16 protein-coding genes are annotated in these 15795 nt (G+C 36.7%); 7 read left to right on the forward strand and 9 right to left on the reverse strand.

Going from position 1 to position 15795, the window contains the following annotated elements:
- On the forward strand, positions 1-288 hold a 288-nt coding region (locus tag EYS08_RS25870; protein WP_208745885.1), incomplete at its 5' end, for a hypothetical protein.
- Between the two features lie 90 nt (positions 289-378).
- Here EYS08_RS25870 and EYS08_RS20940 read toward each other — a convergent pair.
- The 4 genes from EYS08_RS20940 to EYS08_RS20955 form a co-directional block, all read right to left on the reverse strand.
- On the reverse strand, positions 379-993 hold the full coding sequence (locus tag EYS08_RS20940) for a hypothetical protein (RefSeq protein ID WP_131031940.1): 615 nt from the start codon (positions 991-993) through the stop codon (positions 379-381).
- A gap of 73 nt (positions 994-1066) precedes the next feature.
- Positions 1067-2416: a dihydrolipoamide acetyltransferase family protein gene (locus EYS08_RS20945; protein ID WP_131031941.1), complete on the reverse strand. Its 1350-nt coding sequence runs from the start codon at positions 2414-2416 to the stop codon at positions 1067-1069.
- Positions 2417-2472: 56 nt separating this feature from the next.
- Positions 2473-3717, reverse strand: coding sequence for a competence/damage-inducible protein A (locus EYS08_RS20950; protein WP_131031942.1), 1245 nt, complete (start codon positions 3715-3717; stop codon positions 2473-2475).
- A 3-nt stretch (positions 3718-3720) separates the two neighbouring features.
- Positions 3721-6291, reverse strand: coding sequence for a putative LPS assembly protein LptD (locus tag EYS08_RS20955; RefSeq protein ID WP_244216009.1), 2571 nt, complete (start codon positions 6289-6291; stop codon positions 3721-3723).
- Between the two features lie 164 nt (positions 6292-6455).
- Here EYS08_RS20955 and EYS08_RS20960 point away from each other — a divergent pair, with 164 nt between their 5' ends.
- The 3 genes from EYS08_RS20960 (at position 6456) to EYS08_RS20970 (ending at position 9230) form a co-directional block, all read left to right on the forward strand.
- The gene (locus tag EYS08_RS20960; protein WP_131031990.1) at positions 6456-7319 is read left to right on the forward strand and encodes an N-acetylmuramoyl-L-alanine amidase family protein; all 864 of its coding nucleotides are present in this window, start codon (positions 6456-6458) and stop codon (positions 7317-7319) included.
- 12 nt (positions 7320-7331) lie between these two features.
- The gene (locus EYS08_RS20965; RefSeq protein WP_131031944.1) at positions 7332-8108 is read left to right on the forward strand and encodes an N-acetylmuramoyl-L-alanine amidase family protein; all 777 of its coding nucleotides are present in this window, start codon (positions 7332-7334) and stop codon (positions 8106-8108) included.
- Positions 8109-8276: 168 nt separating this feature from the next.
- A complete protein-coding gene (locus EYS08_RS20970) occupies positions 8277-9230 on the forward strand; it encodes an MlaD family protein (RefSeq protein ID WP_131031945.1) in 954 nt (317 codons plus the stop codon).
- A gap of 317 nt (positions 9231-9547) precedes the next feature.
- On the opposite strand, the gene EYS08_RS20975 is transcribed toward EYS08_RS20970, so the two are convergent.
- The 4 genes from EYS08_RS20975 to EYS08_RS20990 all read right to left on the reverse strand — a co-directional run bounded on the left by EYS08_RS20975 (position 9548) and on the right by EYS08_RS20990 (position 12984).
- Entirely contained in the window at positions 9548-10453 is a 906-nt protein-coding gene (locus EYS08_RS20975) for a ribonuclease Z (RefSeq protein WP_131031991.1), read from the reverse strand.
- Positions 10454-10522: 69 nt separating this feature from the next.
- A complete protein-coding gene (locus tag EYS08_RS20980) occupies positions 10523-10900 on the reverse strand; it encodes an STAS domain-containing protein (protein ID WP_131031946.1) in 378 nt (125 codons plus the stop codon).
- A 43-nt stretch (positions 10901-10943) separates the two neighbouring features.
- A complete protein-coding gene (locus EYS08_RS20985) occupies positions 10944-11888 on the reverse strand; it encodes a phosphoribosylaminoimidazolesuccinocarboxamide synthase (protein WP_131031947.1) in 945 nt (314 codons plus the stop codon).
- A gap of 136 nt (positions 11889-12024) precedes the next feature.
- On the reverse strand, positions 12025-12984 hold the full coding sequence (locus tag EYS08_RS20990; RefSeq protein ID WP_057934214.1) for a PhoH family protein: 960 nt from the start codon (positions 12982-12984) through the stop codon (positions 12025-12027).
- A gap of 103 nt (positions 12985-13087) precedes the next feature.
- On the opposite strand from EYS08_RS20990, the gene EYS08_RS20995 reads away from it, so the two are divergent.
- The 3 genes from EYS08_RS20995 (at position 13088) to EYS08_RS25875 (ending at position 14773) form a co-directional block, all read left to right on the forward strand.
- Positions 13088-13867 carry an SAM hydrolase/SAM-dependent halogenase family protein gene (locus EYS08_RS20995; RefSeq protein ID WP_131031948.1) on the forward strand — a complete coding sequence of 260 codons (780 nt, stop codon included), beginning with the start codon at positions 13088-13090 and terminating at the stop codon, positions 13865-13867.
- A 181-nt stretch (positions 13868-14048) separates the two neighbouring features.
- On the forward strand, positions 14049-14573 hold the full coding sequence (locus EYS08_RS21000; protein WP_131031949.1) for a hypothetical protein: 525 nt from the start codon (positions 14049-14051) through the stop codon (positions 14571-14573).
- Positions 14574-14626: 53 nt separating this feature from the next.
- Complete coding sequence (locus EYS08_RS25875) at positions 14627-14773, forward strand: hypothetical protein (protein WP_165456535.1); 147 nt, start codon at positions 14627-14629, stop codon at positions 14771-14773.
- A gap of 49 nt (positions 14774-14822) precedes the next feature.
- Here EYS08_RS25875 and EYS08_RS21005 read toward each other — a convergent pair whose 3' ends face one another.
- Positions 14823-15773 carry a D-2-hydroxyacid dehydrogenase gene (locus tag EYS08_RS21005; protein ID WP_208745924.1) on the reverse strand — a complete coding sequence of 317 codons (951 nt, stop codon included), beginning with the start codon at positions 15771-15773 and terminating at the stop codon, positions 14823-14825.
- Between the last annotated feature and the right edge of the window lie 22 nt (positions 15774-15795).

The raw sequence follows: 15795 nt of genomic DNA on the forward strand, positions 1-15795 counted from the left end.
GTGGAAAAAGTACCCGCGTTTATTTCAGCCTGCTATGGGATGATGCTATTGGCAGCGCACGAAACCAACCTGGCCGAAAAGGTTTCTCTGCCTGGAACAAAATGGTATAAGAATGCGTTGAGGACAAGAACAACAACAGGCGATATACTAAACAGATTCAGAGCAGAAAAATGGCTGGAAAGTATCAGAATCAATTTTTCCGACTTCGTGAACATAGAGAAAAAAATAGCAAAGTTGGAAAAATTAGCCAATCCTATCCTGTCTTCACTTTTTTACATGAGAAATTAGCCAAACTCAAGACTTTGGTTTTAACCAAAGAAGTCAAGTTTTTTAAACTTGACTTCTTAATATATTTTCGCAATGACGATCTGCGATTATTTAAGCACTTATCGGTAGTTCTGCAGCTAAGGCAGCAACCCAACTTTCAAATAAAGCTTTTTCAATTTTGATTACTTCAGCTGCATGATTTTCCCAATCATCAGAAAAACTAACCAGTTGGTTCATCATTTCTTCTAAGTGGCCTTCCTCTTCTAAAATAATCGATTTTACGTTTACCTTGCTTTTTGCTTCATCTAAAACCGCTTGATAAATTGGATACAATTCATCGGCACGCACTTCAATCGCATATGTAACAAATAAATAGGCAGCGAATTTTAAATCGTAACCAGAAAGGTTAAATACAGCTTTTAAATAACGGCAAACCGCAATATCTAAAGCATGCAAATAGTATTTTGTATGATTTGGGGATAACAATTCGGCATTGGTGTAAGTTTTACAAAGTGTCTCATTAATCTTCGAAATCTGCTTCTTTAAATAATAAGCATGGCGGTGCTCTTCTGCAGCGTGTTTAAGAATAATCAGGTTTACATTCTCTTTATGCTCTGAAGCTGAAATCTTCTTTGCACCTGCATTTTCCATATAAGATAACGTATTTAACCATTTGGCATGCAATACGTTATCTGAAACTATCGATTTTAAATTTGAAGCTAACATTCTTGATTGTTAAACTGGTAAATTGTTTAGTGGTTAATATTATACAAACTGAAAACTGTTAATTGTAAACTGACTAAATTTCTCTGTTCAGGTCCCAACTTTCTAAATAATCTGCTACTCTACGCACAAACATTCCCCCTAAAGAACCGTCCACAACCCTGTGGTCGTAAGATAAAGACAAGAACATCATATGTCTAATTGCAATCACATCACCATGTTCGGTTTCTAAAACAGCTGGTTTCTTTTTAATGGCGCCAACAGCTAAAATAGCCACTTGAGGCTGGTTAATAATTGGTGTGCCCATTACATTTCCGAAACTACCTACATTGGTTAATGTAAAAGTGCCACCTTGCGTTTCATCAGGCTTTAGTTTAGAGTTTCTCGCTCTTGCAGCCAAATCATTAACTGCTTTTGTTAAGCCAACCAAATTTAACTGATCGGCATTTCTAATTACAGGAACGATTAGGTTTCCACTTGGTAAAGCGGCAGCCATACCAATATTGATATCACGTTTTTTGATAATCTGCGTACCGTTAACCGAAACATTGATCATCGGAAAATCTTTTATCGCTTTGGCAACTGCCTCTACAAATATCGGCGTAAAGGTTATTTTTTCATTTTCACGCTTTTCGAAGCTATTTTTTACTTTATTGCGCCATAAAACCATATTGGTTACGTCGGCTTCAACAAACGAAGTTACATGCGGTGAAGTTGTTTTACTCATTACCATATGATCGGCAATCAGTTTACGCATCCTGTCCATTTCGATAATTTCATCGCCACCACTAACACTGGTTGTTGATGTTTTATTTACAACTGTTGCTGAACTTGCTTTATTTTCAGCCGTTTGGTTTGTAGATGGAGTAGGCGCTGTTATGATAACTGTTTTAGTTGAAATTGGCGATGTTCCAGTTTTATTGGCAATATAATCTAACAGATCGTCTTTATTTAACCGTCCATCAGTACCAGAGCCTTTAATTGCATCAAGTTCAGCTAACGAAATATTTTCTTGTGCAGCAATACTTTTAACCAGAGGTGAATAAAAGCGATCAGACGAGCTGAAATCAGTTGCTACAGTTGTGTTTTCTGATGGTAGTTGTGCAATTCCAGGAATAGTTTCAATTTTTTCTTCAGTTATTGGCTTTTCTACAACCGGAGCTTCTGTTGTAGCGGTTTCTCCGTCTTCGGTTTCAATAATGGCAATTACATCACCCACTTGGGCAACTTCATCTGCAGCAAATAACTGTTTTACCAATTTACCGGCAACCGGAGAAGGAACTTCAGAGTCTACCTTATCAGTAGCGATTTCCAGAATGGTATCATCTAAATCAATAGAATCACCTGGTTGTTTTACCCATTTAATCACCGTTGCTTCCGCAACACTTTCACCCATTTTTGGTAACAATAGTTCGTATTGAGCCATATTAAATTACAGTATTTTATATTGGTAATGCCACAAAAATACAGTTTTTATTCTTTCTAAACTGTTTCTTTAAGGAGATTTAATAACATGGCTAGTGCCGATGCTGCAGAACGTTCGATGTTTTGAATGCGTTTGTTGCTGAAATTAAACAACTTAGCTACAGTTTTGTGTTTTGAAGAAATTGCAATCCATACCGTGCCAACTGGTTTGTCTTCTGTTCCGCCATCTGGACCGGCAATGCCACTAACCGCAATAGCATAATCTGTTTTGAAATGTTTAATTGCACCTTCGGCCATTTCTGTTACGGTTTGTTCGCTCACGGCCCCAAAGGTGTTTAAAGTATTTTCTTTGACACCAAGAATAGATTCTTTAAGTTCGTAGGCATACGCTACTGCCCCGCCCCAATAAACCGAAGAAGAACCTGGGTGCTGCGTAATCAGGTGTGCTATGTATCCACCGGTACAGCTTTCTGCTGTAGATAAAGTCAAACCCTTACTTTTCATGAGGTTCAGGATCGCTTTTTCCAAGGGAATATCTTCATCTGTTACTACAAACTTGTTTACTTTTGAAATAATCTCTTTGGCGTAAAGCTCAACTTCTTTAAGTAACGCTGTTTCGTTATCGCCTTTGGCCGATAAGCGCAAACGTACTTGTCCTAATTTTGGCAGATAAGCCAATTTGATGTGTGCTGGCAAGCTATCTTCAATTTCCTCGATCTCTTTGGCCAAAAATGATTCGCCTATATTTGCAGTAAGAATGGTTTTATGTACAATAAATGGCAGCTTAAATCTGCTCGTAATTCTGGGTAGAATTTCGTCATCCATCAGGTACATCATTTCGTAAGGCACACCTGGCATCGATACAAAAATGGTATCGTTTTGTTCAAACCACATGCATGGCGCGGTACCATTTTTATTTACAATAACCTCACAACCATCAGGTACATCAGCTTGCTGAATATTGATATCCAATAAAGGGCGCTTGTATTTTTCGAAAATCTGACGAACCATTTCCAGTGCTCCAGGATCATTTCGAAAGCCCATATTGAAATACTTTGCCAAGGTTTTCTTGGTAATATCATCTTTCGTCGGGCCTAGTCCGCCAGTAATTAAAACAATATCTGCACGTTTTTCGGCAAGTTCGAGCGCTTCTAAAATATGTTGCTCATCATCAGAAACTGAAGTAATTTGCTTCACGGAGACACCAATTAAATTTAACTGTTTAGCCATCCAGGCAGAATTGGTATCAACGATTTGGCCAATGAGAATCTCATCACCAATGGTAATAATTTCGGCTAGCATAATTTATTGGTATGTGCTGTAAAAACCTTGTCTTTTGCTCAATTTCAGATCCTGTAATATGGATGCCTTAACTTTTATGGTAACAGAATAACTTTTGTAAGCACCGTATGGAACCCAGTTTACACTCATATCCCAGCAATGTAGATCGCGATAAATAGCTAAATTCATTGGAGTTAAGCCATTGTTCTTAAAATCGTAACCTGAGTTAAAAGTAACTTTCCATTTTGGTGTTAAGTTAACATCGCCATTAAAGTTTAGTGTATTCGAAATTGTATTGTTGTTTCCGTCGTTTGAATATTGAAAACTATAAGAGAAAGAGAAATTCCAGGGAATGTTAAAATCAACGAAAGCATTTGGATCACGACTTATAGCCGCTAATTGCTCCGATTGTATATCGGTCAATCCTTTTTTATTCGCTGCTTCACCTAATTTATCATTAGCCTCGTTTTTACGTTTTAATGCCTCTGGATTTAAACTATAATCGAATGAGAAACCAAAGTTAGTTAAACGGGGTAAAAATTTACCTTTTTGAAAAAATAAACGATCTTCTCTGATTTTTGAAGACAGACCATTAACCAGGGTATCTTTAAGTGAATATGGATCTAATGTTCCATTATAATTTATCCCCAATTTATCGGTAAACTGCGACCGGCCACTAAAACCAATGGTTGATAATTTATAAGAAGGGGCCAGGAAATTATATGAACCGCTAAAACTCAAACCTTGAATAATCGGGATCTTTTTTGAGCCTGTTCCGGTCGTATCGTTTTTATTCCTCACCTTCAGTTCTACGGTATTATCCAACCCAAAACCGATGGATGCATTGGGGCCGCCAAAAGAGCCTGGCTGTGCCATACCATCAAAAATGGAGTATTTTAAAGGTTGGCCACTAGTATAAATTTGATTACCATTTTGATCTATTGCAGGCCTATAAGGCCCTGCTCCTGCTTTTGTGAAATCCGGAGAATAAGAGAAGGAAACATTCGGGGTCATTACATGCCTCAATGCCTGGATTTTGCCTGCTGGATTAAAATCTCTTCTTCCATAAATTTTAGTCGACATACTAGTTGATAGGCTGTAGCTGCCAGCTCTTTTAAACCCACTGAGCGTATCTTCTCTAAAAGTATAGGTATTATCGGCAAATTGTGTATATCTTCTATTTACACTCTGAAAATTCCAAACCTCATTATAGGTGCCACCCAAACTAAAGTTTAAATATTTTAAGGCAGTAAAAGACATGTTTATCGGAATACTATGCGAAAATCCACTTCTTAATCGCTTTAAACCATCATTTTGGAACAACAAACTATCAAAAGTGTCAATTCTGTTGGTTCCCTGTAAGCTATAGCCAACCGTTATTTTTTCATACCATTTTTGTTCGCCAACAGCATCCTTAGGGCGAAATGGGTTAAATGTAGGTACGTTGAATGTCATTTCGGGCAACCTTAACGATATCGCTCTGGTACTTAAAGTCTGATCACTTGATGCGGCCAAAGAGAAGTTCATCCCGTTCGAATAGGCCTTCGCATAACTGATACTACTACTTGTTGAGTTGGTTGCGATGGTATTAATATCGTAAGTAGTACCTGCAGCTGTATTTTTGTAATAACCAGATCTGCCTGTCGATACCAATCTTACACTGGCACTAAATGTAGTACCTGGATTGGCATTGGCGTTTTGACTATGGCTCCAATTGATACTAAAGTTTTTGGTCGGATTTTTAAAAGCTTCAGTGCCTTCTAAACCATCTTTAAAACTAGAGTAAGCTAAGTTAATGTTACCGTTGTATTTATATCTTTTAGTGTAATTACTTAACAAGCTTGTTTCATAAGAACCATTGGTATATATGGAACCTAAAAGTTTAGCATCCCAGTAATCGTTCAATCCTAGGTAATAACCACCGTTTTGCAAGAAAAAACCCCTAGTTGCATCTTCGCCTGGTGTGGGAAGGATTACACCTGATGTTCGTTTATTGGGTTTTGGAAAAAAAGCAAATGGCAGCCCCAAAAACGTGGGGATATCTTCGATAATCATGTAAACCGGCCCGGTAATGATCTGTTTCTCAGTTACCACCCCCTTAGAAATCATTAATCCAAAATGTGGGTGTGGAAGATTACAGGTACTGTACATTACATTTTTAATGTGCAGCTCATCATCTATTTGCTTTTTGCTCTGTCCACCAGAAAAGAAACCTCCTTCTTGTTCAGAAAAAACACCATATACTTTGGCCCGGGTTGTTTCTGAATTGTAAAAAATAGAATCTGCTATTGCTGTTCCATCAGTGCCCGATTTAAAGATTGGTTTTCCGGTATATCTACCTGTTTTCGGATCTTTAGTGCCACGTGCAAATATGGAATTTTGCTTTTTATCGTATTTGATATAAGCCGCATCTAGCTCAAAATCACCGTATACCACCCTTGCGTTTCCGTATAAATATACAATGCTTTTATCAGCACTCATTTTTACCGAATCCTCCGCTTTGTATTCTACTTTCTGGTCGATACTACTATTATTTTTACCTGTCTTTTTAGTCGTATCCTTTTTGGTTGTGTCTTGTTGGATGATTTGTTGCAATGAAAAATGAGAAAATGCGTTAGCTTTACCAACAACAAGTGTTAATAAAATGACAGATATTAGTAAAATAGAGCTCTTAAGAAGTTTCAAATTCGTATTTGAATGTTATTTTTGCACAAATGTTTAATCAAAAACGTTCAAAATTAGTGAAAAATATACCATTGATGTATCTTAAATCCATTTTAACAATTATTATTTATTTAGTGTTATCAAATTCAATTGATAATCAGGTGTTTGCGCAAGAATATAAAATTAAAACAATCGTGATCGATGCTGGTCACGGTGGTAAGGATGGTGCAACCCACGGTGTGTATTCGAAGGAAAAAGATGTGGCGCTTAAAACGGCATTGAACCTTGGCCGCGCGCTCCAAGATAGTTTGAAAGATATCAAAGTTATTTATACCCGAGAGTCGGATGTATTTATTCCTTTATACGAACGTATCAATATTGCAAATAATGCAAAGGCCGATTTATTTATTTCTATCCACTTAAACGATATGCCTGTTAGGGTATCGAGAGTGGTAGATTATTATAAAAAAGTTAGAGGCAGAAAAGTACCTGTTTATAGAACCGTTACTTCCAAAAGCACTTCAACCAGGGGAACAGAGACCTTCGTTTCTGGAACTGGTCGTTTAGGTGAGCAGGATGAGGTGATTAAACGAGAAAATGCATCGATTTTTCTGGAAGAGAATTATCAGAAGAACTATGAAGGATTTATTGCGAATACCCCCGAAAGTGACATTATGTTATCGTTGATGAAACAAACCAATAGAGATAGGAGTTTAAAGTTTGCTTCGATGCTTCAACAAGAATATGTTAATGCTGGCCGCGTCAACAGGGGTGTTCAAGAGAAAAGCCTTGCGGTATTGGCCCGTGCAGCTATGCCAGCTGTGTTAACAGAGATAGGTTTTGTAAGTAATCCAGATGAAGAAGATTATATGAATTCTCCTGAGGGACAAAATGAAATTGTAAATGGAATTATTAAAGCAATTAAAAATTATAAACGCATAGCTGAAACATCATTTTAATATCCCTCCTGCATGAAGATTAAACTTCTGATTACAATATTTTTCTTTTCGTTATTAATTGCTGAGAAAGCATCTGCTCAGGGTTATAAGATCAAAACAATTGTTATAGATCCAGGTCATGGTGGCAGGAAACCCGGAGCCTCTGGTAGTTTTTCAAAAGAAAAAGATGTTTCGTTAAAGATTGCATTAAAATTAGGCGCATTATTAAAGGGGCAGATGCCAGATATTAAAATAATTTTCACACGCAAAACAGATATAGATGTTGATTTATACAGGCGGGCTGAAATAGCTAACGAAGCTAATGCAGATCTTTTTATATCGGTACACTGTAATTCAATGCCCCCAGGCAACAAGCATATTAAAGGAACAGAAACGTTGGTCGCGGGCTCGCACCGGTTAAAAGAACAAGACGCTGCCATACGTGAAAACGCAGATATTAAATTGGAAAAGAACTACAAAAGCAAGTACGAAGGGTATGATCCAAGTAACCCGAGCAGTTTTATTCTTTTATCGCTTTTAAAAAATGCCTTTCGAGACAAAAGCATTAAATTTGCCAAATTAATACAGAACAGTTATATCAAGCGGGATGAGCGATTAAGCCGTGGTGTTAAAGAACAGGGCGTTTTGGTACTGCAGCGTTGTGGTATGCCGGCCGTATTAACAGAAGTAGGTTTTATCTCTAATAAAGAGGAAGAAAAATATATTAATTCCCAAAATGGACAAAACGAAATCGCCAATTCTATTTTGGAAGCAATAAAAACATACAAAAAAAATATTGAGGTTAAATAAGTGGCATTATAAATGATAGTTATTTTAACTTTGGAAAAAATATAAAACAGATACCAAACAAATGGTGCAGCCTTTGTGTATTTATAGGGTTTAGCACAAGAATTAATTACGCTCTAACAAGTGAAGAAAAGATGCCTTTAGCACTTGTAGCCATTAAATAAAACACTCATGAAGATTAAGAACGAAACCAAAGTAGGTATTTTAGCTGCATTTGCCATTGCTTTATTAATAATTGGATATAATTTTTTAAAAGGAAATTCAATTTTCTCAAGTGAAACTACATTATATGCAAAATATACGAGGGTTGACGGTTTAAGTGTATCAAAACCTATCCTAATTAATGGTTATCAGATTGGCCGGGTGGCCAAATTGGATTTACAGCCAGACGGTAGTATTATTGCGACCCTAAGTATAAATAGCAAATATGAAATTCCCGAAAATAGTATTGCCCGATTAGAAGGTACAGATCTTTTAGGCAGTAAGGCCATTGTAATGTCGTTAGGTAATTCAAAAAAGATGGCCGAAGATGGTTATACCTTAAACGCAAATGTAGAAAAAGGCTTAATGGAACAGGTACAGCCTGTTCAAAAGAAAGCGGAATTAATTATTGGTAAAATGGATTCTATTTTGAGTAGTGTGAACTCTATTCTGAACCCTAGCTTCCAGAAAAACGTTGATAAAAGCTTTAATAGTATAGCTGGTACATTGGCTTCGTTAGAAACCACATCGAAAAAAGTTGATGGTTTAGTGGGTTCAGAAAGCGCACGTATTGAAGCGATTTTTAAAAATGTTGAAGGTATAACGGCTAACTTAAATAACAATAACCAAAAAATCAGCGATATCTTAACCAACATTAATACTGTTACCGATAAGTTTGCTGCTGCTAACTTTAAACAAACCTTGGATAATGCAAACAATGCTATTGCTGATTTACAAAGTGTAATTTCAGGAATTAAAGATGGAAAAGGTAGTTTAGGATTGTTGTTAAACGACGATAAAATGTATCAGAATTTAAATAATGCTTCAAAAAATCTTGATGAATTAATGATCGATTTAAAAGCAAATCCTAAACGTTATGTGCACTTCTCGGTATTTGGAGGCGGCAATAAAAAAGACAAATAGTTAATTTTTATAAAATCGAAAGCCTTACAGTTTTAAATTGTAAGGCTTTTTTTATGGTCATAGTACTAATATGCCTATTTTTTGCAAAGGAAGCACCGATGGCACGGAAAATTGAATGGTCTTTAAATGATGGAAAATGTAAAATGGATAGAATTAATTCTGCGGTAATCTGCGTTATCAGCGGGAAAAATTTTCAGCTAGGGGTTCCCGTGGATTTAAGAAGATAGACGCAGATTGTAGTTAATTTTTGCTTTGCCAAACTCTGCGTATCTTTGCGTATCTCTCTCTGTGTGCTCTGCGGTAAAAGATAAAAGTCTCTAAAGATGAAAAGTTCTCCCCTCTACAGCCAGCTCCGTATTTTCAAAAACAGATTGTGCTTCTTCTAAAAGCATTTGTAAGGTTTTGTAACGTGAAGAAAAATGGCCGATAAGTAATTTCTTTACGCCATTAATTTTCGCTACCTCTCCTGCCTGTAAAGCGGTTGTATGATGTGTTTCTTTAGCCCTATCCAATAAATCATGCATAAAGGTAGCTTCGTGATATAAGGTGTCACAATCTTTTATGGCAGCAAAGTAACTTTCATCAAATAAGGTATCAGAACAATAGGCGTAACATCTTGGTGCATCTGCTTCTGTGGTATAATCTTCACTGCGTAAAATATCGCCATTTGGTAGTTCTACATCAATTCCCTTTTTTAAGGCCGTATAGTACGCCATAGGCACTTCATCAGTCTTATCCTTAATCAGTTTCCGTTGTCGTTTCTTCTGCTGAAAAATAAAGCCCGTTGTCGGGATACGGTGATTTAAAACAATAGTTTTAACGGTTAAATCACTATTCTCGAATATCTGTCTGGACTCGTCGGCTTCAATCGGGAAAAACTCAATTGGATACCTTAATACGGTATCAGAATATTTGAATTGAATCTCTAAAATTTCTAATAAAGGTTTGGGACCAAATATCTGCATGGGTTTTACCCTGCCGTTTAAATGCAAACTGGATAGCAAGCCTATTAAACCGAAATAATGATCGCCATGTAAATGGCTGATAAAGATATAATCGATGCGGGCAGCTTTAAGGCTGTACTTGGTCAATTGTTGTTGTGTGCCTTCACCACAATCGATTAAATAATATTTTTCGTTACAATTTAAAAGCTGTGCCGATGGGTTCCTGTTAAATACAGGAGTTGCAGAACTGCTTCCTAAAATTGTAACTTCAAATTTCATCATGATAAGATATAAAAAGCCTCGTAGATTTTTAGAAACTACGAGGCCGAAATGTTATTTAAATATTTGTTATTTAGCGCCTCTAAACTCTTTTTCCAACTCATCCATAAAGATAAAATCAGTTGCTTCCTCTATTGTATTAACAAACGTTACGGATTGAAATATGTTTGATAATTCGATAATCGATGCCAGTTCATCATTAATTCCGGTTACAATAAATAACCCGCCTGCCGATTTGCAAAGCCTGTCGCCAACCAACAAGCAGCTTAAATCCTGCGCGTCGCTACACTCTGTAACATGACTTAAATCAACAATTATATTTTGGAATCCCTCAGCGTTAAGCAAATAGAACTCTGATTTCAAACCTGGAGCATTATCGTTTGTAAACTTAGGCTCTTCTAACTTTAAGGTTACATATTTATCGTGTTTATCTACTGAAAATTTCATTTCTCTAATCTTTATTTTACTAATGTATAAATTTCTTTCGAATTTAAAGTGTTTCTAAAGCCTTTAAAACATTGGTTTCAATGCGGCTAGAAATGGCATCAGCATCAGCTTTTATAAAGGTCTCTCCTACAATCTGTTCGTAAAGTTCGATGTAACGTTCTGAAATTGAATTTACAATTTCAGGTGTCATTTCTGGCACAACCTGACCATCTTTTCCCTGAAAACCATTGTCGATTAACCATTTTCTCACAAACTCTTTTGAAAGTTGTTTCTGTGGCTCATCTGCATTTTGGCGGTCCTGATATCCTTCTGCATAAAAATAGCGTGAAGAATCTGGTGTGTGTATTTCGTCGATCAAATAAATTACGCCATCAGCAGTGCCGAACTCGTATTTCGTATCTACTAAAATTAATCCGCTTTTAGCAGCAATCTCAGTTCCACGTTGATATAGTGCGTAAGTATATTCTTCTAATTTTTCATAGTCGGTTATAGAAACAATGCCTTTTGCTAAAATATCTTCTTTTGAAATGTCTTCATCATGCCCTACCGAAGCTTTTGTGGTTGGGGTAATAATGGGTTGAGGTAGTTTATCGTTTTCTTTTAATCCATCAGGTAAAGAAACACCACACACCGAGCGTTTTCCTGCGCTATATTCGCGCCACGCATGACCGGCTAAGTAACCTCTGATCACCATTTCTACTTTAAAAGGCTCACAGATGCGGCCAATCGTAACCATTGGATCTGGCACATCTAAAACCCAGTTAGGAACGATATCCTGGGTAGCTGCTAAAAATTTAGCTGCAATTTGATTTAATACCTGTCCTTTAAATGGAATAGCTTCAGGTAATACTACATCAAAAGCAGAAATACGGTCTGATACCACCATAACCATAAATTTGTCAGCTATAGTGTATACATCGCGAACTTTACCTTTGTAAAAATTACTTTGATTTGGGAAATTGAAATGAGTTTCTTTTAGTGCTTTCATGAGGGGATAAAAATAGGAAAAAAGTCCGAAAGTCCGAAGACCGGAGTCGGATGGTAAAAGTCGTAAAAAGCAAAAGCCCGAAGTTGTTCTCTTGTAAGACTTAAACTTCGGACCTCGGACTTTTCTAACTTCTGACTTACTGAATATCGCCGTAAGCTTTCAGGATATCTTTCACTAGTTTATGTCTTACCACATCTTCACCGCTTAAGTAAATAATATCGATGCCTTTAATATCTTCTAAAATTCTTAAGCCGTTAAATAAACCCGACATCTGTTTTTTAGGTAAATCGATCTGTGTAACATCGCCAGTAACAATAAATTTAGCCGTTGGCCCCATACGGGTTAAAAACATTTTTAACTGCATATCGGTGGCGTTTTGTGCCTCATCTAAAATTACGAAACAGTTATCTAAAGTACGTCCGCGCATAAATGCCAGTGGCGCAATTTCTATCGTACGGTTTTCGATGTAGAATTTCAATTTCTCCGCAGGGATCATATCATCCAAGGCATCGTAAAGTGGGCGTAAATATGGATCGATTTTTTCTTTTAAATCGCCAGGTAAGAAACCAAGGTTCTCCCCTGCTTCGACTGCCGGGCGGGTTAAAATAATCCTTTTAATTTCTTTATTCTTTAATGCCCTTACAGCCAAAGCTACGGCAGTATATGTTTTTCCTGTTCCAGCGGGGCCAATGGCAAATAGGATGTCATTTTTAGCAATACTGCTTACCATTTTGCGCTGATTTGCAGTTCTTGCCTTAACCAAAAGGCCGTTTGTACCAAAAACAATTACCTCTCCACCGCCTCCGGTAGGTTGTTCTACATCTTTTTTTACTACACCGGCTGCTTTTGCACCCAGTATAGATTCTACGTCGTTATTGGTAAGTGAGCTATATTTTTCGAGGTGTGCAATAAGCTGGTTAAACTTATCCTCGAAAGTCTTAAGTTCCTGTTCATCACCGAGAACCTTAACATCACTACCTCTCGCTACCAGTTTCAACTTCGCGAAAGCACCTTTAATCATTTCGTAATTCTCGTTATTCGGCCCCCAAAAGTGAGCAGGATTTACGGTATCCAGAGTTAATTTTAATTCGTTCAAACTGTAGTATTTTAAAAAGTTATCGGGGTATATTAATTAAAATTTGAATATTTGCAGACGCTTAGGCCCGTACACAAGAATAAGCAATAATAATGAATTTTTAATGGGGATAATTACTTTAACAACAGATTTAGGTTCAAAAGATTTTTACCAGAGTGCCCTTAAAGGTAGTCTGTTGAGTCTTATGCCTAATGTTAATTTAGTTGATATTACCCATGAGGTTCCATCATTCAATATTTCGTACGCAGCCTTCGTGCTAAAAAACGCTTATCCTTACTTTCCGAAGAATACGGTGCACTTAATCGGTATCGATTCTGTATACAGCGAAAACACCAAATATATTGCTGTAAAGCACCGTGATCACTTTTTTGTAGGGGCGGATAATGGTATTTTCTCTCTTCTTTTTGACGATGTTCCGGAAGATGTAGTAGAGCTGAACATTATGCAGGATTTGAAATATCTACACTTCCCTTTGGTTGATATTTTTGTTAAGGCAGCCACGCATTTGGCCAAAGGTGGCAAACTGAAAGACATCGGTTTACCTGTAGCAGAGATTGAACAGAAGATGCTTTTGCATCCTGTGATTGAACGAGATGTGATCCGTGGTAGTGTGGTGTATATCGATACTTTTTGCAATGTAATCACCAACATTACTAAAGATCTTTTTACCAAAATACAGAAGAACAGGGACTTTACTTTATACTTTAGAAAAAGCGAAACCATTACGCAATTAAGCTGGCATTACAATGAAGTGCAGGAAGGTGAAAAACTTTGCCTGTTCGGGATTAGTAACCACTTGGAAATTGCGATTAATAAAGGTAAAGCAAGTGGTTTATTAGGTTTGCATTTAGGTGATATTGTAAGGGTGGAGTTTCATCCTTAGGAAAGTTCAGTAGTTCATTGGCTCAATGGTTTATTTGTCTCGATGATTAAACAAACTAAAGCTATCTTCGTTTGTTCTCAATAGCAAAAGCAGAATAGTCACTTTGCAAACCAATGAACTTATGGCTAATGAACCAATAAACTGGTCCAAACAACTTCCACCCTTTTCACGTTTATACCGCATGAAGAAATATTTTTATCTGCTTATTATTCTATTGCTGAATCTGCAAGCCTTTGCACAGCAAGATACCGCTGCCTATGCTGCACAGCGTGCTAAAGTAAATTCATTACTTGTAGAAAGAAGTGCCAAGTTTGGTCAGTATGATGAAAGTTTAAATCAACGAACTGGAATATTCGGCTGGCAAACCAAACGTGATATTAAAAATTCCAATGAAATTCTTCGTCAGGTAGTTTTAACCGATAACAACATCTTCAAAGAGCTGAAAGTATTAATGGATTATAAAGATTTGCAGAACCAGCAGAAAGTAGCTGTGGCGGATAATTCTCAGGAGCGAATGGAACGTTATATGCAAACCATTAAAAAACTACAGGATCAGAATGCTCAACTCAAAGAAGATTTAGAGAAAAAGAATAAAGGAGGTTTATCAACCTATATCATCGTCTTTTTGATTTTAGTGATGGCAGGTGGATTTTATTTCTTTAGTAAAAAACTTCAGGAGTATAGAGCAGCTAAGATCACCTCTTAAAATTACAATTAGGTATTAGCAGCTTCGTAATCACTAAAAGCAATAGATAAATTATGAAAAAAGGACTGTTTAAAATCTTGGTGAAGATAAATAAAACGCTTTTACCAAGTTTGTATAAAAAGGATCCGAATAAGCTTACTACTTTTCAGAAGGCGATTTTGGGTTTCCGCTATTGGGTACTAACGAATGCGTTAGATTAAATATAGAGACCTTATAGGTTTTAAAACCTATAAGGTCTGGATTTATTTATTATTTCTTAAAATGCTCAATAATCAACGTTGCCAATTCCGTACCAATACGTTCTTGTGCTTCGTTGGTTGATGCACCAATATGTGGTGTTAAAGAGATTTTTGGGTGAGTTAAAATTTCTGCCAATGGCGTAGGCTCGTTATCGAAAACATCTAAACCAGCGAAAGAAACTTTACCAGAATTTAATGCTTCAATTAAAGCTGGCTCATCAATTGTTCCACCGCGCGAACAGTTTACAATACCTACTCCGTTTTTCATTTTAGCAAATTCTTCTGCACCTAAAATCGGTTTATCGGCAAATGGAGTATGTAAACTAAAGAAATCACTTCCTGTAATTACTTCGTCCAATGAAACCGTTTTAATTGGAATACTTACTGATTTCCCACCTTGGAATTCTAAAGTGATTTCAGATTCTGAAGGATATAAATCGTAAGCCAAAACATTCATGCCTAATCCTAAAGCCACTTTTGCAGTAGCACGACCGATACGCCCAAAACCGATAATACCGATGGTTTTACCGCTTAATTCGGTTCCTTTAGCATAAGCTTTTTTTAAGTTATTGAATTGAGTTGAACCTTCTACAGGCATTTTACGGTTAGCATCCTGTAAAAACCTGATACCCGTAAATAAGTGAGAAAATACCAATTCAGCAACTGATAATGAAGATGCAGCTGGTGTATTTACTACATTAATGCCTTGACTGCGTGCATATTCTACATCGATATTATCCATGCCTACTCCACCTCTACCAATTAATTTGATATTGGGTACAGCATCAATTAATTCTTTTCTAACTTTTGTAGCACTACGTACAGTAATGGCATCATAGTTTTTTAATGCTTCAGCTAATTTATCCTGAGGAACAGTTTCAGTATCAACCTGGAAACCTGCTTTTTCTAATAATTCTTTTCCGATCGGATCAATCCCATCGTTTGCTAATATTTTAATCATTGTTATTTATGATTACACAGAT

The sequence above is a fragment of the Pedobacter kyonggii genome, from assembly GCF_004310665.1.
GTDB classification, from domain to species: domain Bacteria; phylum Bacteroidota; class Bacteroidia; order Sphingobacteriales; family Sphingobacteriaceae; genus Pedobacter; species Pedobacter kyonggii.

Excerpts from the sequence above, each read along its gene's own strand:
- EYS08_RS20940 (WP_131031940.1), bottom strand. The coding sequence starts at position 993 with ATGTTAGCTTCAAATTTAAAATCGATAGTTTCAGATAACGTATTGCAT.
- EYS08_RS20945 (WP_131031941.1), bottom strand. The coding sequence starts at position 2,416 with ATGGCTCAATACGAACTATTGTTACCAAAAATGGGTGAAAGTGTTGCG.
- EYS08_RS20950 (WP_131031942.1), bottom strand. The coding sequence starts at position 3,717 with ATGCTAGCCGAAATTATTACCATTGGTGATGAGATTCTCATTGGCCAA.
- EYS08_RS20960 (WP_131031990.1), top strand. The coding sequence starts at position 6,456 with ATGTATCTTAAATCCATTTTAACAATTATTATTTATTTAGTGTTATCA.
- EYS08_RS20965 (WP_131031944.1), top strand. The coding sequence starts at position 7,332 with ATGAAGATTAAACTTCTGATTACAATATTTTTCTTTTCGTTATTAATT.
- EYS08_RS20970 (WP_131031945.1), top strand. The coding sequence starts at position 8,277 with ATGAAGATTAAGAACGAAACCAAAGTAGGTATTTTAGCTGCATTTGCC.
- EYS08_RS20975 (WP_131031991.1), bottom strand. The coding sequence starts at position 10,453 with ATGAAATTTGAAGTTACAATTTTAGGAAGCAGTTCTGCAACTCCTGTA.
- EYS08_RS20980 (WP_131031946.1), bottom strand. The coding sequence starts at position 10,900 with ATGAAATTTTCAGTAGATAAACACGATAAATATGTAACCTTAAAGTTA.
- EYS08_RS20985 (WP_131031947.1), bottom strand. The coding sequence starts at position 11,888 with ATGAAAGCACTAAAAGAAACTCATTTCAATTTCCCAAATCAAAGTAAT.
- EYS08_RS20995 (WP_131031948.1), top strand. The coding sequence starts at position 13,088 with ATGGGGATAATTACTTTAACAACAGATTTAGGTTCAAAAGATTTTTAC.
- EYS08_RS21000 (WP_131031949.1), top strand. The coding sequence starts at position 14,049 with ATGAAGAAATATTTTTATCTGCTTATTATTCTATTGCTGAATCTGCAA.
- EYS08_RS25875 (WP_165456535.1), top strand. The coding sequence starts at position 14,627 with ATGAAAAAAGGACTGTTTAAAATCTTGGTGAAGATAAATAAAACGCTT.
- EYS08_RS21005 (WP_208745924.1), bottom strand. The coding sequence starts at position 15,773 with ATGATTAAAATATTAGCAAACGATGGGATTGATCCGATCGGAAAAGAA.